Here is a 17,555-nt window from a genome sequence, read left to right as displayed (position 1 = left end):
CTATTCCTTGTTGATTTCTTTTATAAGATCCATCATCAGATCATTCATATCCGTCAGATCACTTCTTACAATGGCATCTTCTATGGCATCAACCTCCAGGCTTGGCCTGTAACTGTCAATCTCAGCTTCAAAATCGATCATATGCTTTCCTCTTTCCTGCCCATCTTTTCCGGGCATCCAGGTATTCATGGAATGGAGTTCCTCCTTAAAACCGCTTTTATCTCCCCCATAAGGTAAAGGGAACCCACACAAAACAACAGATGCCCTTCATCCTTTATATGAAGCATGTATAAAACTGCCTCTTCCACTGACGGAAATCCCTTCACACCGCAGCCGCAGGCATTTTGAAACTCCTTAAGCAGGATCTCCGTTTCAAGTCCTCTTTCCGAGTGTATATGAGCCACCGCCACCAAATCAAGAGGCAGCGCCCCTGCAATTTCCTTAATCATTTTATTATGATCCTTATCGGATACTGACGAAAACAACAAAGTTGCCCGTTTCTTCCCGGCTTCACACAAACCGGCTGCCGCTTGGGTAAAGGCCCTGATGCCGCCCGGATTATGGGCTCCGTCCAGATATACCCCAGGAAGCACCTCTTCCATTCTGCCCGGCCAGTACATATGAGCAATTCCTTCCTTCAGCTGCCCAGGGGAAATCTCAAGGCCCATAACCTCCTTAAGCCTTGCTGCCTCAAGAGCTTTATATGAAAGAAAGGCGTTCATAACCTGATATTCTGCAACGGAGGGAACGTTCACTTCGATAAAATCCCCCCCGGCTTTATAAAATCTGGCCTGGCACCCCTTATCTCTCCAGCCGGTTATTTCATACCCCTGCCTGTCCACCTCATAAAAGGGAGAGCCAATCTCCTTCGCCCTGCTGCGGATGACCTGAGACGATGTCCTTTCGTTTCCGTCAAAAACTACCGGGACCCCTCTCTTTATAATTCCAGCCTTCTCCCATGCGATCTTTTCAATGGTATTTCCCAGATATTCCATATGATCCAGGCTGATGGAGGTGATCACAGATACCAGGGGGGACCGAATGACATTGGTGGTGTCCAGCCTCCCTCCAAGGCCTGTTTCCAGGATTACAATATCCATTTCCGTTTTTCGGAACATGTCCATCGCCATATAAAATAAAAACTCAAAATAAGACGGGTGGCAATACCCTTTCTCCATCATACTCCGGGAAAGCATTCTGACGGCTCTGTAGCTTTCTTCGAAAACTTCCTCCGCCACCATCTCACCATTGATACAGAAACGCTCTCTGATTTCCATGAGATGCGGAGAAGTAAAAGTACCTACCCTGCAGCCTGCCGTTCTTAACACAGACTGTAAAAATGCACATACCGACCCTTTTCCATTGGTACCTGCCACATGAAAAATTTGCATCCCTTCATCCGGTTCTCCCATTTCCCAAAGAAACTTCCGGATATCTTCAAGAGAATTTTTCTTTCTGGTCCACATGGGAATCCGGCTTAAATATTCTTCTGCCGTTTCTTCAATCTTCATCGTTAGAATACCATCTTCCATATTTGCATATTAATGAATCAAAGGGATATCCTTGCATATCCAGATGATGCCCGTTGAAGTGGGGCACACTGTTTCCAAACGCAAGGTTGAATGCTGCTTTTCTTTCAACCTCATTTTCAGACCTGATTTTCCTTCTGAACATAAACCTGATAAAACCATGTTCCGGAAAAACAGCCGTCCGATGAGCCAAAAACAAATCGGACTTTCTAATTAATTATAATATAAGTCCGTCAATATGCAACCCATTTCTTTCGCAAAAAGCCCTTTATTTCTACAACTGCACTTGAAATATGCCTTATGTTTACTTAAAATGCAAAAAGAGAGCAAAGCTCTCTGAAATGCTTTTAAGCATCTTAAAGAGCCGTACTCCCTGCTTTCGTTCCCTTAAATCAAATTCTCAGAAAATGATCCGGCAGCCATATCTGCTATTCTGGGCCTGTATATTACTTGCCGCAGTAAGCGATAGCTTCGATTTCAACCAAAGCGTTCTTTGGAAGGGCTGCTACTTCATATGCAGCTCTTGCCGGGCATTCCCCTTCAAAAAATGAAGCATAAACCTCGTTCATGGCGCCAAATTCGCTGATATTCTTTAATAGAACGGTTGTCTTAACCACGTTAGCCATCGTTAAGCCTTCGCTATCCAGAATGGATTTGATATTTGTCAGGGACTGTCTTGTCTGGGATACGATATCATCTCCTGCAAACTCACCTGTAGCAGGGTCAATAGGAAGCTGTCCAGATATAAATACGTAATCACCTCCGCGAACGCCCTGAGAATAAGGGCCGATTGCTGCCGGTGCTTTTTCTGTTGCTAATACTTTTTTCATAATTTTTTATCTCCTTTCGTTCATCTCTCTGATAATTCTAGATTAGCACACATTCGTCAAAAGTCAAGAATCTTTTTTTGGTATTCTCAAAAAAATTTAGTGCATTATATATTTTTACCCCTTGTCATCTGGTATTGAATACTATATAATATGATATGACAAAGGGGATCATCCCTCATGTACGGCAACAGCCGTGCGGAAGGCCTGTACCCTGCGGGCATACTTTTATGCCCAGGAGGCATGGGCAGGAAAGAGGAAAACATATGAAGACCAACGAAGAAAGAATGCAGGACATCCGAAAGTATCTGGAATCCTTAGACCACATCAGGCCGGAGTCCATTCCCAACATCGATTTGTACATGGACCAGGTCACTACCTTTATGGATGAGCATTTAAAAGATACCAAACGCTATCCGGAAGACAAGGTCCTGACTAAGACCATGATCAATAATTATGCAAAGAATAATCTCCTTCCGGCTCCCAATAAAAAGAAATATTCCAGAGAGCACATTTTGCTCCTCATATTTATATATTATTTCAAAAATCTGCTTTCCTTCCATGATATTGAGCAGCTCTTCCGCCCAATTACGGAAAAGCATTTTAATTCTTCGGAAGGGATTCCTTTGGAGGACATCTACAGGGAAATCTTCTCCCAGGTGGAAGGGGATATAGACCGCATCAAGGAGGATATTACCCAAAAATACCTTCACGCCGGTAAAACCTTTGAAGATAAGGGGCTCCAGGGTGATGATCTGGAATATCTCCGGCTTTTTTCCTGGATCTGTGAGCTTTCCTTTGATGTATACTTAAAGAAGCAGATCATTGAACAGATCATTGATGATTTAAGGGAGACCGATCCTGTGAACATAAAAAAGAAAAAATAATACAATAGACCAGGGGAACGTAAATGAGCTTGCTCATCGGCGTAAACAGAGAATGAGATTAAGGACCCCAGGTTTATGGTATGATACAAACAGGGGCAAGTGCTAACTCCAGGCTTGTCCCTGTTTGTATCAGCCTTCTCTTTTTTCCTCTTCCAAACGCTTAAACACCATATCATACCCATCGTTACCATAATTCAAAGAACGGTTCACCCGGCTGATTGTCGCGGTAGATGCCCCCGTCTTTTCCGCAATTTCCAAATAGGTGCGGCCCTCCCGCAGCATTTTAGCCACCTCATACCTTTGGGATAAGCTTAACAGTTCATTGACCGTACACACATCCTCAAAAAAGGTATAACACTCTTCCGGTGTTTTCAAAGTTAAAATGGCTTCAAACAGATGATCGACCGCATCTGTCTTAATCTTTTTATTCATAATATCAATCAATCCCCTTTTTCTTGTTTTTGCTCTCAGATGCATTTTAACATACTAAAGTTGTAAAGTCCACCCTCCGCAAACATTAGGAAAGCATAAATTTTTCAACAACATGAGCCACTCCGTCATGATTATTGGAGCAGGTCACATAATCAGCTGCCGTCTTTACCGGAAGTACGGCATTCTCCATGGCAACGCCAAGACCTGCATACTGGATCATGGATAAATCATTGTAGCCGTCTCCGCAGGCAATCATATCATCCCGCTTCATGCCCAGCCGTAAAAGCAGGCGTTCCAGACTTGCCGCTTTGTCGATCCCTTTTGGCAGTATTTCCAGAAAATATGGTTCTGAACGGTAAACGCTGTAATCCCGCCCCAAAGCCGCTTTAACCTTTGGCTCTACCATGGCAAGGAAATCTCCTTCTTCAAGCATCAGGAACTTTACAACGGGAAACTGCACATAAGCCTCCATATCCTCCACTTCTTTTACTTCCAGCTTATTGATGGCGGCCTCCTTTTCCACGTATTCATCCCGGGCATTGGGCGTCACAATCAGATCATTCTCATAAGTCAGGATGTTCACCCCATGATCCTCAGCCATGCGTATAATTCTGGCATTGGACGATACCGGCAGTTCCTTTGCAAAAACCGTTTCCCCGGTTTTGCAGTCGATAATACGCCCTCCGTTAAAGGATAAAATATATCCGCCGGATTCATGAAGCTCCAATTCCCGGGCAAGGGGCATCACCCCGTATGTAGGCCGTCCGGAAGCCAGTACGATAATTCCACCCTGTCGTTTTAATTCAAAAAGTGCCTCCTTGGTCCTGGGCGTGATCTCCTTATTCCGGTTCGTCAGCGTCCCATCCAAATCCAGCACGATCATCCGATAGTCCATTATATTTCTCCTGTTTGTAAATTTTACTATAGCAGTATATCACAGTTTCTCTTCTTATTCTATCCTAAAATACAGAAATAAATAAATGACCGGAACAGCAGCCTGACCGGCTTCATACAATGCCACTAGGAGACACTAAGAAAGGATGCACGATATGAAAAAGACAATCGCCTTACTTCTGGCGGCATTTATGCTGGCTGTCTCCCTGACAAGCTGCAGAACCTCGGGCAGAAAACAGATAAGGCCGCTTTTTTATCATGTATCTTCCTCGACAACTGAAATATAAAATTTTTTTACAAGACAAAGTACCTTCCCATATTCTCTTAATAAAATGTAGTAGTAAGATTTCCCTAAGGAGGATTTTATGAGAAAAGCCTATCACTTTTTTCTGGCGGCCATACTCACCGGAACTACTTTGCTCAGCCTGACTGCCTGCGGCTCAAAGGCAAAAGCATCTGAATTGACTCCTGTCACACTAAATGAAGTTGCCCACTCCATTTTCTACGCTCCCCAATATTCAGCCATTGAACTGGGATATTTTGAAGATGAAGGCATTAACCTGACTTTAGTCAACGGAGCCGGTGCCGATAAGGTCATGACTGCCCTGATATCAGGCGATGCCGATATCGGATTCATGGGTTCTGAAGCCAGCATCTATACTTACGCAAACGGTTCGAAAGACTATGCCGTCAACTTTGCACAGCTAACTCAGAGAGCCGGAAACTTTCTTGTAGGAAGGGAACCTCAGCCTGACTTTCAGTGGACGGATTTAAAAGGCAAGAAGGTACTGGGCGGAAGAGCCGGAGGAATGCCGGAAATGGTCTTTGAGTACATCCTGAAGAAAAATGGAATGGATCCTGCTACAGACCTGGCCATTGACCAGAGCATAAGCTTTGGCCTCACTGCAGCAGCCTTTACCAGCAATGACGCAGACTATACCGTGGAATTCGAGCCATTTGCCACTGGTCTTGAAAAAGAAGGCAACGGCCATGTAGTGGCCTCCCTGGGCGTTGATTCCGGTTATATTCCTTACACCGCCTATAGCGCAAAGAAAAGCTATCTGGATAAGAATCCGGAAACCATTCAGAAATTCACCAATGCCATTCAAAAAGGATTGGAATACGTGAATTCCCATTCTTCCGAAGAGATTGCAAAAGTGATACAGCCTCAATTTAAAGAAACCGATGTAGCCACCATAGCAGCCATAGTTGACCGCTATAAGGCTCAGGATACCTGGAAAAAGGATACCGTGTTTGAAAAAGAGAGCTTTGAGCTTCTGGAAAATATTCTGGAGGAATCCGGACAATTAAAGGAACGGGTTCCCTATGAAACACTTGTGACCACAGTCTACTCGGAAAAGGCAGCCAAATAAATCCTATCTTTTTTAATCCTTCCATCAGTGCTATAATAAGAGTTGCAGGGCCGTCCTTTGTGCGGTCCTGTAATTCTTACAATGATTGGAGTGAACTCTATGAACATCGTTTTATTAGAATCCCTGGGCATCCCGGACGTTCTTCTGAATGAATACGCAAAGCCGCTGACTGATGCCGGCCACCACTTTGCTGCCTACCCAAAGAATATTGATCCTGAAGTCCAGATTGAACGGGCCAGACAAGCAGATGTGATTATGATCGCCAATATGCCTTTGTCCGGTCAGGTAATATCTGCCTGCGAGCATTTAAAATTCATAGATGTTGCATTTACAGGAGTCGACCATGTGGACCTGGAAGCCGCCAGGGCAAAGGGTATCAAGGTCAGCAATGCTGCCGGATATTCCACAGAAGCCGTAGCAGAGCTTACCATCTGTCTGATCCTCTCTCTTCTCCGCAACGTCCCTCAGGTGGAAGCCCGCTGCCGGAAAGGAAAGACCAAGGATGGCCTGGTGGGCTTTGAGCTTATGGGAAAAACCGCAGGAATCATAGGAGCCGGTGCAATCGGAATAAGAACTGCAGAGCTCTTATCTGCCTTTGGTTGTAAGGTTCTGGGTTACAAGCGCCATTTAAATGGCAATGAGCCTTCCTTTATGGAATTTGTATCCTTAGATGAGCTGTTATCCCGCTCTGATATCGTAAGCCTCCATTGTCCTTTAAACGAGGAATCACGCCATTTAATTAACCGGGAAACTATCGCAAAAATGAAAAAAGGCGCTTACTTAGTCAATGCTGCCAGAGGACCTGTGGTGGATTCCAGTGCTTTGGCGGAAGCCTTAAATAACGGCTACCTTTCCGGCGCTGGAATCGACGTATTTGAGACAGAGCCTCCTCTTGACCCGGACCATCCGCTTCTTAAAAGCAAAAACACCATCGTTACCCCTCATGTAGCCTTTGCATCGGAACAATCCATGGAAGCCAGGGCTAAAATCGTATTTGACAATATCGCGAATTGGCTGGATGGCTGCCAGGCAAATATCATTCTTTAAGATCAGAATAGAAATGATGTAATTTCATGTTTTATTTGCACAAATAATACTTGTAATTCCCAATCATCGTGCTATAATTTAGTTATGGGGATATAGCTCAGCTGGGAGAGCGATGCGTTCGCAACGCATAGGCCACGAGTTCGAGTCTCGCTATCTCCATGAATGGAAGTATAGCTCAGCTGGGACGAGCGTTCGCCTCACACGCGAAAGGCCATGGGTTCGAGCCCCATTACTTCCAGTATCTTAGGACTCTAGTAAATGCAAGATTTTCTTGTAAATACCAGGGTCCTTTCTTTCACCCAATCTTAATAATTAATTGTCCGCATTATGATAATTGCTCAGGAGAATTTGCAGTTCCCCTTATCCTAAGTCAATTTCAATGTAGTTTTATTTGTCCCCTTCTCTCTTATTTTTAATATAGACATATCTTTGAACACTTTTCATATAATTTACAAAATTATATTTTTTAGAGGAAAAATGTTAAACTATAATTACACATCTCCTAACAACCTGGATAACAACCGCTTCAGGTCTCGGCCTTTAGCACCAACGGATTACGGCCCAAATCCGTTTACTATCGATATTAACAAGGCTGCCATGAATAATGACACGTTTCGCACTGCCTTATGGACAGGTAATCATTTACAACTCACCTTAATGAGCATCCAGGCAGGTGACGAAATAGGATTAGAGATTCATCCGGATGACGATCAATTTTTGTACATTGAATCCGGTCAAGGGGTGGTTCAAATGGGGAACCAAAGGGATTGTTTATATTTTCAACAGCCCATTTTTACAAACAGTGCTATTTTTATTCCCGCAGGAATCTGGCACAATGTGATTAATACCGGCGAGCTTCCTTTAAAATTATTCTCTATTTATGCACCTCCCCATCACCCTTGGGGTACTATTCACCAAACAAAAGCTGTTGCAGAAGCAGATACTAATCATTATTAATTATTGCCCGCCCCTGGTAAATACAAGAAATCCTTGTATTTACCAGGGGCCTTGAAAATTGTACCACCCAGTGAAATATCTTTTCGATAAACATGTAATAATTTGCAGTTTTGTGTCGATTTTTCAGACATTATCAATCAATCCACAATTATTTCCACAATATTGTGGATAAGTGTCGTTTGAGGTATGAAAAATATACGATATATTTTGCTTGACTTCTTTGCAATGCCATGTTACACTAAACCGGTATTTTAAATAAAGTTTTGATTTCGCATGTATTTGTAAGTCATGATTCTATTGATGATTTACACTTATATGCGATTTTTTATTTTATTAAAATAATTATAATTTTATAAGGAGGTATCTTTCATGAAAAAAGGTACAGTAAAATGGTTTAATGCACAAAAGGGATTCGGTTTTATCTGCGATGAAGAAGGCAACGATATATTCGTTCATTTCTCCGGTCTTGCTATGGAAGGCTTCAAGTCTTTAGAAGATGGCCAGTCAGTTATTTTTGAAACTACGAACGGCGCTCGCGGCTTACAGGCTGTAAATGTACACATCGCCTAATCCCATATCGTATTGGCACCACATCTAATTTATCCATTTTCTTCAAAATACCCAATTGATAAAGTGAATAGTACCAACAATCTGTAGATTAAAAAGTCAGAGCAATGTTTAATTATTACAGCTAAGTCAGCAAGGTTTATGATATATTCCTTGCTGGCTCAACCTAAATGCTCCATGCCGTTCATTACAATGGTAATTCCATTTCAATCATCTGGCAAACCAAAGAGTTACATCATTATTTTTCTTACCCTCCATATGACTCCTGTGTATGGCAGATAAACATTTTGCATCTCTAAATCAGCGATTGCCATATCTGATATATACATGGAATCGTCAGGTCCGAAAATAACATCAGTGGGACGGCTCAGCCCCCTTTCTTCCGGAAATCCTGATTTATTTATGGCAAATGTTGCAATATCTCCATTGACAACATTCACTCTCAATATCCTATGTCCAACACCGGAACGAATATAATCGTTGGATTCTTCGTATTGGACACCCCCAAAACACGCAATATAAATATCACCAATCAGTCCAAAATCTGATGACCTGTTAAAATCAAATCCCATTATATTGGAGCCTGACGGAAAAACTGCAATGGGTGTCGGAGGCACTGACGGTATGGTATGAAGCAATAATTCTGGCTTTCTGCCTCTAATAGGAACAAACCTGGGCATTGTAACAGGAGCTCCTCCTGAATAATCCGGCCAGCCATACCATGCCCCTTTATTAAACAAATGCAATTCGTCCAAGGCATTGGCAATCGGTCTGCTCCCTCTGGTATCCATGCCCTGATTTGATATAATCAGCCGATTTAAGTCATCAAATTTCATACAAAACGGATTGCGAAGCCCCCATGCAACCTGTTCGATTCCAGAGCCATCCAAATTTGCCCTTATTACACTGCCTGAAGCTAAAAGTCTGCCTTCTTTCACTTGGTATTGTTGGATATTGGGAACCCCAAAAGGGGAAAACGCTCCCGTAACAGCCGAATCCATGGCTGGTATCAACACATTTTTAGTTTCAAAATTAGCGTAGTTAAGGAATATATAGGAACCGGGATAATCGTGTAAATAGGGATGCTCCAAAACCCAGTCATTATCAAGACCTACTACACCGGAATTCGTTGTTGTTCCCTGTCCAAAGTAAATTTTCTCATCATTGCCAAACTCTACCCGATTATTGGAATAGTCCCCGTTGCTTGGCAAGCCGCTGATGATATCCTGCCTTCCTCCATTAGGATGAATAATCGTTACCTTACCTTTATGGGATACATAAATGCGTCCATTTTTATAATTAATTCCAGTAAGGGGAACATTAAAGCCATCCGCAATCACCTGGAGGCTTCCATTGCTGATACGTAAAACCCGGGGATTCATTGTTGCAATTCCGGAATCAGCAATTAGCATATCTCCATTTTCTGTGAAAACCATACCAATTGGTGCGTTTAATCCTTGAGCAAAGACTTCTATCTGATAACCTACAGGGACGCTAATTCGATTGGGATCAAGCTCTCTTTGCTTATTTGGAGCCTGCTGCATGTATGACTTCTGCAGATACTTGTTTACAGCGAAATTCACATTTTGTCTCCGCTATCTATATTATTTACAATATATGATAATTTTTTTTGTATAATGACCAATCTGAATAGGATAATCATTTTCAAGCATTCTATCCGGTCCCTGATGTAAAAATCTTTCATAAGTATTGAATAAAACAAACCTTTATGCTGCTCATAATAGCACTCCTGCTGCATAATATAAAACAAATGCTCCTTTCAAACCAGACCTGGAGGCTGAAATTTGGAAAAAGTTCTGGACAATAACTTTTATGACCTTATTATTAATAATGTCTCCATCCCCATGTACTCTACCGGGGATAACATTACTACGCTGAATTTCAGGCACTCTCTTCTTCACATCCCTACGACAAACTCAGATCCCTGCAACCTGGGTGTGTATCCTTATCACAGCTTCCCCACTCTTTATGTGCCAACGTCTAGTGTCAGCATCGAAAAATCAGGAATCGGCACCGTACAGAGAAATCCCTTTTTGGGCATGTTTGGGAGGGGAATCATCGTTGGAGTCATCGATACCGGAATCGATTACCAGCATCAGACCTTCCTTTATAATGATAACACCACCAGGATCCTTTCTATCTGGGATCAGTCCATACAGGGAAGTTCCCCTCCCCAAGGATTTACCTTTGGAACTGAGTATAAAAGAGAGCTTATTAATCTTGCCTTGAGATCAGATAACCCCTTATCCATTGTACCTTCCGTAGACACCAACGGCCATGGCACATCCATTGCAAGTGTAATAGCCGGAAGGCCTAATGCAGATGAAACCTTTTCCGGTATTGTACCGGAATCCGAACTGGTCGTTGTAAAGCTAAAGGATGCTAAGCAGAATCTAAAGGAAATCTTTTTTGTGCCGGATGACATCCTTTGCTTTCAGGAATCCGACATTATACTTGGAATACGCTACTTAATTGCATATGCACAAAGTATAAGCCGTCCGTTGGTTATATGCATTGCCATGGGAAGCAGCCAGGAAGGGCATGAAGGAAGCGGCGCTCTTAGTAATTATCTAAACTATTTGGGCAGGCTTCCAGGAATTGGTCTTTCCGTTTCCGCCGGAAACGAGGGAAACAACCGCAGACATTACTATAACAATACCGCACAGGCACCCTTTTATAATGACTTTGAATTAAGAGTCGGGGAACAAGATAAATTGTTTTCCATGGAGATATGGCCCTATGCTTTCGGAAGGCTTGCCGTAGATGTTTCTTCGCCAAACCGGGAATCCACTCAAATGATTTATCCCAGCATCGGTTCCTGCAGAATGTTCAACTTTATTTTCACTCCAAGTGTCATCTGGGTTAATAACTTTATTTTTGAAGAGGAGACAGGTGATCAGCTGATCCTGATTCGCTTTAAAGATCCCCTGCCAGGGGTCTGGAGCATTCGGGTACAAAGCACAGAAAACGAACCCATATCCTTCCATTGCTGGCTGCCTTCCGGTGATCTTATTTCCAATGAAACCTTTTTTCTCAGTCCAAATCCGGATACCACCATAACTTCTCCTGGTAACGGACTCCATCAACTAACGGTTTCGGCTTATAACCAAATTAATGACAGCATACTAATTGAATCAAGCAGAGGTTATACCAGAAACGGCCTGGTGAAACCAGATATAGCCGCTCCCGGCTATCAGCTTCCCTGTGCCATCTCCGGTCCGGGGAACCAGTATGGTTCAATCACCGGAACAGGAGCCGCAGCCGCTCACACAGCCGGCGCCGTTGCCATGATCCTGGAATGGGCCATTCCCAGAGGGAATTATACTTCTATGACCGGATATGATGTAAACCGCCTTCTGATCCGAGGTGCCAAGCGTGAAACCGGTACTGTTTATCCAAATAACATATGGGGATATGGACAGTTGGATGTAAACAATCTGTTTCGCCGGCTTACCAATGTTTAAAGAGACTTCGCAGTGCCGTCATTCCGTCATTGCAATCGCCTTTTTAAGCTGCCGTACTCTTCCGGCTATGGAGCAATTATACACGCATAAGGGTGTCCCTTTCTATCATTTGAAAACAATAGTTCAGGACACCCTAAAATGAAATTTGGATTTTATGCATCCATTAATTCAATAAAGATATGTGATATTTAAACTTCCGGTAAAACTTCCATATAATAACCGCAGGCATGCTCAAAAACAGATACAGGGTGGACAACCCACCTATGACCGCATAAATGACAATCAATATAACAACAAAGGCATTCATAGATTCCCCTCCTTCCCCCTCCATATTCTAATGAATAATGTCCGAGAAAGGAAGTGGAAACGGGAAATTTTAACAGTATTTTAATCCCTGTCACCGCATTGAACTGTGGAAAAAGCAGCATAGGATCCTTCTTTGTTTTTCTCTGAAAAATTTTATTTTTTCCACAATACTCTTGTCACAAATCAAAAAACTTTGTATAGTAAAAATGAGGTGATGAATCATGCGCGTAATTACAAGAGTAAGGATCGGTAAAGATAGAATTTTCATTGGGAAAGGCGTTAAAGAAATGCTGGATGCCATTGAACTTTATAAATCTATTAAAAAAGCAACAGAGCAAACAGGAATTTCCTATCCAAAGGCCATCCGGATGATCCGGACCCTGGAAGAAGAATTGGGATTTCCTGTTGTTATATCGGAAAAGGGCGGAAATGAACGGGGAGGAACCCGTTTAACGGAAAAAGGAAAAGAGGTTCTTGAAACCTTTCGCAGAATTGAAAAATCAGTGGAAGAATATGCAAATAAGCTGGTTGAGGAGGAATTTCGTTTTTAAGAAACAAGGATATCATTTTATTTTTATAATGGACAGTGTATCGTTTCCAGATAGGAATATTTTTCTCACCCACTGTACATACTCATCTGGTGAGGTGATAATATGAATCTTTTGAATCTCTGTGAAATTATTTTTCGCTGTACTTTATTTGCGCTGGCAGTTTATCATATGTTCAAAAGGGATTTCAAGTTGCTGAAATCCCTTTTCCTAGTATTTGCATTATCCTTTTTACCAGAATTATCACATGCTCTATTTCAAATAAAAATTGATGCCTTCAGCATCTTCGTGTATTGGATCATCCTATTTATGGCTTTGTACCTTGGCACTTCTCTCTATTTTTATGATAAATATAAATGGTGGGACCGGGCTCTGCATTTCCTGTCAGGAGTCGGATTTGTAGGCTTTGGTATTGCTTTTGCCGGTATAAGCTCCGGTATCATGAAATTGGTGATTCTGTTCTTTGGCTTTACCTTTTCTATCACACTTCATGTAATTTGGGAAGTACTTGAATATATAAGCGATTGTATCTCTCACGGAAACGCTCAGAGATGGCAAAAGGTCAACGCTTCTGTTAACCATGTATCTGAAAAAGCAATTCAGCCGGCCGGGCTTGTGGATACGATGAATGATATCATCTGCTGCATCATCGGTGCCGGGGTCACAACCCTTGTATGGTGGTTCATCCTATAGCTCAATCCACCCTCTCCTATCCCGCCTCTGTCCTATGTATAATTTTCCAAAAAGGATTAATAATATCCCATATCACTGAAGAAACAGCAAGAATCAGAAGAGGTTTTAATATGGAAAAATATAAAAGCGGCACAGAATTGCCGGTTGGCCTAGGTTTAGCGCTTGAAGAATATCAGGCTATGGATTACTTTTTCTCTCTGGCACCACAAGCACAGCAGCAGATCATAGATCACACTCATTCGATCCAGTCAAAAGCGGAAATGCTCGCTTACGTTCAATCCATAATCCCAGCAAAGTAAAAAGCAACAGCCACTTTTATGATAGTGGCTGTTGTTATATAAGCAGCTTTTTTCAGGAATATTCCTAACGGAGTTCATCCCTCCAATAGGCCACTCTTCTCTCATTAATTTCCTTTATTCTCTCAGGATCCACCTTAGCGTTTCTTCTGATATCCATTAATCCATTGACCTCCTGCTGAACATCTGTAACCTGTGTATAGCAATAACCGCATACATAGGGAATCTCCTTAATGGCCGTTGTAATGCTGTCAAACCGTTTTAAAAAATCCTCTTTTGTAATAACCTTATTCCCATACCCCCAGCCCTCCTTGTCACGGTCAAATGCGATGCCTCCAAATTCACTGATTATCACCGGCTGGCCCTTGTAGGAAAAGCCGTTGGCAAAAGCCGATTTAGAAGTGGAGTGGTAAATCTCTGCCGTCATAATCTCATCCTTGTATTGGGTGTAACGTTTTTTTAGTACCTCCCCCTTCTCTTCATAGTCGTGAAGGGTGATTATGTCGGAAACCGTATGCTCCCAGCCGTCATTTACAATCACCGGGCGGTATTGGTCCATGCTTTTGGTCAGATGATAAATTCCCTCCGTAAAATGCTGCTGCGTTCTGTTTGTCTCAACCTGAGGCACTCCCCAGGATTCATTGATAGGAGTCCAGGTTATAATGGAAGGATGATTATAATTCTGCTTTACAATATCCATCCATTCCCTTGTAAACAGCTCCACTGCCCGGTCGGAATATACGTAAGCGGCCGGGGCCTCGCTCCAGACCAGCATCCCCTTTACGTCACACCAGTAAAGGAACCTTTCATCCTCTGTTTTTTGATGCTTTCTTAAACCGTTATAACCCAGGGCATGGATCTTTTCAATATCCTGGATCAGCGCTTCCTCATCCGGGGGCGTCAGATGGGTGTCTTCCCAATACCCCTGGTCAAGGATCAGCCTCTGGTACAACGGTGCCCCGTTGAGAAGAACGTTGGTACCTTCGATCCGAATCTCCCGCATCCCAAAATATGACCCTGCCTCGTCACACACTTCTCCGTCATACCGGGTGAGGAAACGAATGTCATACAGACGTGGTTCCGCAGGAGACCATGTGCGTATCCCCCAAGGATCGTCTGCCTCAGCTGCTTCCAGATCAATGGAAACCTTTGTAGGATTTTTCCCTATGGCAGTCAGAATCCTTGTAACAAACCTGCCCTCATAGCTTACGGCTGCCTCCACCTCCAGTCTTCTTCCGTCAAGAACTTCGGGACAATCCACAGTATATTCCAGTTCCAGTCTGCCCTCTGGTAAATTGGGGGTCATTTTCACGGAGCGTAAGCTGATGTCCGGTACATACTCCATCCAAACGGTCTTCCAGATCCCTGTTGTCTGAACATACCAGCAACCGAAGTTTTCCGGAACCCACCGCTGCTTTCCTCTGGGCTGCTGAGGGTCCAGATGGTCCTCCGCTTTTACAACCACAAGGTTTTCCCCATCTGTTACAAGATTTGAGATATCAAAGGAAAAGCGGGAATATCCTCCTTCGTGCGCTCCGGCAAACTGGCCATTGATCCATACTTTTGTAAGGAAATCACTTCCCTCAAAATGCAGAAGCAGTTTATTTCCGGTTAATTTCTCTTTTTCTGCCTGAAACCTGCGGCCATACCACACAAAATGATGGACCCCTTCGTCATGAATGTTGCTTTTCTTTGTTTCATAAGTAAAGGGTACGCATATCTCCTGTTCCCCCAGGAACCCCTTATACCAGCCTTCGGTTTCTCCTTTATTGTCGTCGTCAAAACCGAAGTCCCAGATACCATTTAAGCTGGTCCAGTCCTTACGGACAAATTGCGGTCTTGGATAGTCCTTTTGATAGCATCGCATGTAATTGTATCTCCTTTCCTCTTTCCCGCCTTTTGTAAGGCAGGAAGGTACACCTTTCAGGTGTTTCTTTAATACGCATGTCAGCCCTTAACGCCGGACATGGTAATTCCCTGCACGATCTGCTTTTCAAAAATCAGATAAATAATCATGGCAGGTATGGAAGCAATCATATTGGCCGTCATTGGCTTCACATAATCTACGGTGTAAGTTCCGGCGAAAATGGGAATTCCAACAGGCAATGTAAATTTACTGCTGTCCATGGCACAAAGCAGAGGCCACAGATAATTATTCCAGCTTCCGATAAATGCGAAAATGCTGATCGTGGAAAGCACCGCCTTTGATAAGGGCATGATGATCCTGGCGAAAATCGTGAGCTCTCCGGCGCCGTCAATTCTTGCGGCTTCTATGAGGGAATCCGGAATTCCCTTAAAAAAAGTAACCATGATGATCAGATTCATGGATACTGCCACAGAAGGCAGAAGCAGACCTGCGTAAGAATCAATTAAGTGCATGCTGTTAGCCGTGATAAACAGCGGAACAATGGTCGCTTCTCCGGGAACCATGAGTCCCAGCAAAAAGTAAAAATAAAGTTTATTTCTTCCCATAAATTTAATTTTTGACAGGGCATAGGCGGCCATAGAGGAAAAAAGGATAGTCAAAACCGTAACCAGCACCGCAACAATTACGGAATTAAGCAGCCACTTGGCAACATCAGAGCCGATAATCAGGTCCAGATAATTCCCTAAGGTATAGGGAGGAGAGAACCAGCTGACCACGCTTTTAATCTGCTTCCCTTCATACTGCAGGGATACAAAAAAGGCCCAGATCACAGGTGCCAGAAACATGACAGCCAGCCCGGCGGACAGAAGAGTCAAAACAATACTTCCTGCCTTTATTTTCTTATGCTTCATCTTTCATTTCCCCCCTTTTCTGAACCGCCTTCTGGATGAGGGTGCAAACCACCAGAATGGCAAACAGCACATAGGACATGGCAGCGGCATAGCCCATATTGTTTTTCGTAAATCCCGTTTCATAAATGTACTGGATCAAGGGCTTTGTGCTTCCTGCCGGTCCTCCCGCCGTGATTAACTGAATCTGGCCGAACACCTTAAAGCTTGCAATGATCTGCAGCATAACGATTAAGTAAGTGGTGGGCTTTAACAGAGGCAGGACAATGGACAATAACTGCTGCCATTTTGCTGCTCCGTCGATTTCCGCAGCCTCGTAAATCTCCGGAGAAATTTCCTGCAGAGCAGATAAATATAAAAGCATGGAAAACCCTACCGTCCACCATACGGTCATTATGGTAACGACTGCCCATGCATGATTGGTGTCAATCAGCCATTGTATTTCCGATCCAGGACCTAAAAGACCCGTCAGATGAAGTATTCCGTTTACAAAGCCCATATAGGGCGCAAACATATATTTTGCAATAAAAGACGCAACGGAAACGGAAATAATGCTGGGAAGATAATATGCAATCCTTAACCCCCGCCTGATCTTTACCGGCCTGTTGGCAAACAGGGCCAGTATCAAAGCCATGATCACCAGAAAGGGTACAGAAAGACCGACAAAGATGACCGTATGCTTCAATGCGTCAACAAACTTCTGATCCGATAAAAATTTAATGTAATTATCCAGTCCTATGAATTTTACCTTACCCATTAGGGACCACTTATGCAGGCTCACATACAGCCCCTGGACCACCGGCCAAATGGTAAAGACCGTATATAAGGCCAAAAAAGGAAAGCACAATCCAAGGCCCGTAACCATATCTCTTATTTTTCTGCTTCTGCTCAAATCCCTGTCCTCCCCAACCATACAATTCCTTTTATAAAAGGGGGGAA

The 17,555-nt window shown here is 43.2% G+C and carries 18 protein-coding genes and 2 tRNA genes; 11 read left to right on the top strand and 9 right to left on the bottom strand.

Annotated features, from left to right (window positions below):
- The 3 genes from CLOSA_RS07900 to CLOSA_RS07885 all read right to left on the bottom strand — a co-directional run bounded on the left by CLOSA_RS07900 (position 1) and on the right by CLOSA_RS07885 (position 2,359).
- A complete protein-coding gene (locus tag CLOSA_RS07900) occupies positions 1 to 189 on the bottom strand; it encodes a hypothetical protein (RefSeq protein ID WP_013272245.1) in 189 nt (62 codons plus the stop codon).
- Positions 186 to 1,511: a bifunctional folylpolyglutamate synthase/dihydrofolate synthase gene (locus CLOSA_RS07895; protein WP_013272244.1), complete on the bottom strand. Its 1,326-nt coding sequence runs from the start codon at positions 1,509 to 1,511 to the stop codon at positions 186 to 188. The genes CLOSA_RS07900 and CLOSA_RS07895 overlap by 4 nt, the downstream gene beginning before the upstream one ends.
- A 464-nt stretch (positions 1,512 to 1,975) precedes the next feature.
- Positions 1,976 to 2,359: a RidA family protein gene (locus tag CLOSA_RS07885; RefSeq protein ID WP_013272243.1), complete on the bottom strand. Its 384-nt coding sequence runs from the start codon at positions 2,357 to 2,359 to the stop codon at positions 1,976 to 1,978.
- Between the two features lie 263 nt (positions 2,360 to 2,622).
- On the opposite strand from CLOSA_RS07885, the gene CLOSA_RS07880 reads away from it, so the two are divergent.
- Positions 2,623 to 3,243 (top strand): DUF1836 domain-containing protein, encoded by a 621-nt coding sequence (locus CLOSA_RS07880; RefSeq protein WP_013272242.1) that lies wholly within the window; start codon positions 2,623 to 2,625, stop codon positions 3,241 to 3,243.
- A 129-nt stretch (positions 3,244 to 3,372) separates the two neighbouring features.
- Here the strand turns inward: CLOSA_RS07880 and CLOSA_RS07875 are convergent, their stop codons facing one another.
- On the bottom strand, positions 3,373 to 3,675 hold the full coding sequence (locus tag CLOSA_RS07875; RefSeq protein WP_013272241.1) for a YerC/YecD family TrpR-related protein: 303 nt from the start codon (positions 3,673 to 3,675) through the stop codon (positions 3,373 to 3,375).
- Between the two features lie 85 nt (positions 3,676 to 3,760).
- The gene (locus CLOSA_RS07870; protein WP_013272240.1) at positions 3,761 to 4,570 is read right to left on the bottom strand and encodes a Cof-type HAD-IIB family hydrolase; all 810 of its coding nucleotides are present in this window, start codon (positions 4,568 to 4,570) and stop codon (positions 3,761 to 3,763) included.
- A gap of 364 nt (positions 4,571 to 4,934) precedes the next feature.
- Between CLOSA_RS07870 and CLOSA_RS07865 the strand changes: the two genes are divergently transcribed.
- The 6 genes from CLOSA_RS07865 to CLOSA_RS07840 all read left to right on the top strand — a co-directional run bounded on the left by CLOSA_RS07865 (position 4,935) and on the right by CLOSA_RS07840 (position 8,516).
- Positions 4,935 to 5,942, top strand: coding sequence for an ABC transporter substrate-binding protein (locus CLOSA_RS07865; RefSeq protein WP_013272239.1), 1,008 nt, complete (start codon positions 4,935 to 4,937; stop codon positions 5,940 to 5,942).
- A gap of 99 nt (positions 5,943 to 6,041) precedes the next feature.
- A complete protein-coding gene (locus tag CLOSA_RS07860; protein ID WP_013272238.1) occupies positions 6,042 to 6,989 on the top strand; it encodes an NAD(P)-dependent oxidoreductase in 948 nt (315 codons plus the stop codon).
- 86 nt (positions 6,990 to 7,075) lie between these two features.
- Positions 7,076 to 7,148 (top strand) — tRNA-Ala (locus CLOSA_RS07855).
- Positions 7,149 to 7,153: 5 nt separating this feature from the next.
- Positions 7,154 to 7,227: transfer RNA gene (locus tag CLOSA_RS07850), tRNA-Val, on the top strand.
- A gap of 239 nt (positions 7,228 to 7,466) precedes the next feature.
- Positions 7,467 to 7,946, top strand: a complete 480-nt coding sequence (locus CLOSA_RS07845; RefSeq protein WP_013272237.1) for a cupin domain-containing protein — start codon at positions 7,467 to 7,469, stop codon at positions 7,944 to 7,946.
- A 369-nt stretch (positions 7,947 to 8,315) separates the two neighbouring features.
- Positions 8,316 to 8,516 carry a cold-shock protein gene (locus CLOSA_RS07840; protein ID WP_013272236.1) on the top strand — a complete coding sequence of 67 codons (201 nt, stop codon included), beginning with the start codon at positions 8,316 to 8,318 and terminating at the stop codon, positions 8,514 to 8,516.
- Between the two features lie 227 nt (positions 8,517 to 8,743).
- On the opposite strand, the gene CLOSA_RS07835 is transcribed toward CLOSA_RS07840, so the two are convergent.
- A complete protein-coding gene (locus CLOSA_RS07835; RefSeq protein ID WP_013272235.1) occupies positions 8,744 to 10,096 on the bottom strand; it encodes a PQQ-dependent sugar dehydrogenase in 1,353 nt (450 codons plus the stop codon).
- Positions 10,097 to 10,318: 222 nt separating this feature from the next.
- Between CLOSA_RS07835 and CLOSA_RS07825 the strand changes: the two genes are divergently transcribed.
- The 4 genes from CLOSA_RS07825 (at position 10,319) to CLOSA_RS07810 (ending at position 13,844) form a co-directional block, all read left to right on the top strand.
- Complete coding sequence (locus CLOSA_RS07825) at positions 10,319 to 11,998, top strand: S8 family peptidase (protein ID WP_013272234.1); 1,680 nt, start codon at positions 10,319 to 10,321, stop codon at positions 11,996 to 11,998.
- Between the two features lie 527 nt (positions 11,999 to 12,525).
- A complete protein-coding gene (locus tag CLOSA_RS07820) occupies positions 12,526 to 12,855 on the top strand; it encodes a winged helix-turn-helix domain-containing protein (RefSeq protein WP_013272232.1) in 330 nt (109 codons plus the stop codon).
- Positions 12,856 to 13,161: 306 nt separating this feature from the next.
- Complete coding sequence (locus tag CLOSA_RS07815) at positions 13,162 to 13,545, top strand: hypothetical protein (RefSeq protein ID WP_157669007.1); 384 nt, start codon at positions 13,162 to 13,164, stop codon at positions 13,543 to 13,545.
- Between the two features lie 110 nt (positions 13,546 to 13,655).
- Positions 13,656 to 13,844 carry a hypothetical protein gene (locus CLOSA_RS07810; protein WP_013272230.1) on the top strand — a complete coding sequence of 63 codons (189 nt, stop codon included), beginning with the start codon at positions 13,656 to 13,658 and terminating at the stop codon, positions 13,842 to 13,844.
- Positions 13,845 to 13,908: 64 nt separating this feature from the next.
- Here CLOSA_RS07810 and CLOSA_RS07805 read toward each other — a convergent pair whose 3' ends face one another.
- The 3 genes from CLOSA_RS07805 to CLOSA_RS07795 all read right to left on the bottom strand — a co-directional run bounded on the left by CLOSA_RS07805 (position 13,909) and on the right by CLOSA_RS07795 (position 17,508).
- Complete coding sequence (locus CLOSA_RS07805) at positions 13,909 to 15,708, bottom strand: glycoside hydrolase family 2 protein (RefSeq protein WP_013272229.1); 1,800 nt, start codon at positions 15,706 to 15,708, stop codon at positions 13,909 to 13,911.
- An 80-nt stretch (positions 15,709 to 15,788) separates the two neighbouring features.
- Positions 15,789 to 16,619 (bottom strand): carbohydrate ABC transporter permease, encoded by an 831-nt coding sequence (locus CLOSA_RS07800; protein WP_013272228.1) that lies wholly within the window; start codon positions 16,617 to 16,619, stop codon positions 15,789 to 15,791.
- Positions 16,609 to 17,508 (bottom strand): carbohydrate ABC transporter permease, encoded by a 900-nt coding sequence (locus CLOSA_RS07795; protein ID WP_157669006.1) that lies wholly within the window; start codon positions 17,506 to 17,508, stop codon positions 16,609 to 16,611. Before CLOSA_RS07795 ends, CLOSA_RS07800 begins: the two co-directional genes overlap by 11 nt.
- Between the last annotated feature and the right edge of the window lie 47 nt (positions 17,509 to 17,555).

It is taken from the genome of [Clostridium] saccharolyticum WM1 (assembly GCF_000144625.1).
GTDB classification, from domain to species: domain Bacteria; phylum Bacillota; class Clostridia; order Lachnospirales; family Lachnospiraceae; genus Lacrimispora; species Lacrimispora saccharolytica.
This window is presented reverse-complemented; position numbering and strand designations above follow the sequence as displayed.

Coding starts and splice junctions, on each gene's coding strand:
- CLOSA_RS07900 (WP_013272245.1), bottom strand. CDS start 189: ATGAATACCTGGATGCCCGGAAAAGATGGGCAGGAAAGAGGAAAGCAT.
- CLOSA_RS07895 (WP_013272244.1), bottom strand. CDS start 1,511: ATGAAGATTGAAGAAACGGCAGAAGAATATTTAAGCCGGATTCCCATG.
- CLOSA_RS07885 (WP_013272243.1), bottom strand. CDS start 2,359: ATGAAAAAAGTATTAGCAACAGAAAAAGCACCGGCAGCAATCGGCCCT.
- CLOSA_RS07880 (WP_013272242.1), top strand. CDS start 2,623: ATGAAGACCAACGAAGAAAGAATGCAGGACATCCGAAAGTATCTGGAA.
- CLOSA_RS07875 (WP_013272241.1), bottom strand. CDS start 3,675: ATGAATAAAAAGATTAAGACAGATGCGGTCGATCATCTGTTTGAAGCC.
- CLOSA_RS07870 (WP_013272240.1), bottom strand. CDS start 4,570: ATGGACTATCGGATGATCGTGCTGGATTTGGATGGGACGCTGACGAAC.
- CLOSA_RS07865 (WP_013272239.1), top strand. CDS start 4,935: ATGAGAAAAGCCTATCACTTTTTTCTGGCGGCCATACTCACCGGAACT.
- CLOSA_RS07860 (WP_013272238.1), top strand. CDS start 6,042: ATGAACATCGTTTTATTAGAATCCCTGGGCATCCCGGACGTTCTTCTG.
- CLOSA_RS07845 (WP_013272237.1), top strand. CDS start 7,467: ATGTTAAACTATAATTACACATCTCCTAACAACCTGGATAACAACCGC.
- CLOSA_RS07840 (WP_013272236.1), top strand. CDS start 8,316: ATGAAAAAAGGTACAGTAAAATGGTTTAATGCACAAAAGGGATTCGGT.
- CLOSA_RS07820 (WP_013272232.1), top strand. CDS start 12,526: ATGCGCGTAATTACAAGAGTAAGGATCGGTAAAGATAGAATTTTCATT.
- CLOSA_RS07815 (WP_157669007.1), top strand. CDS start 13,162: ATGGCTTTGTACCTTGGCACTTCTCTCTATTTTTATGATAAATATAAA.
- CLOSA_RS07810 (WP_013272230.1), top strand. CDS start 13,656: ATGGAAAAATATAAAAGCGGCACAGAATTGCCGGTTGGCCTAGGTTTA.
- CLOSA_RS07805 (WP_013272229.1), bottom strand. CDS start 15,708: ATGCGATGCTATCAAAAGGACTATCCAAGACCGCAATTTGTCCGTAAG.
- CLOSA_RS07800 (WP_013272228.1), bottom strand. CDS start 16,619: ATGAAGCATAAGAAAATAAAGGCAGGAAGTATTGTTTTGACTCTTCTG.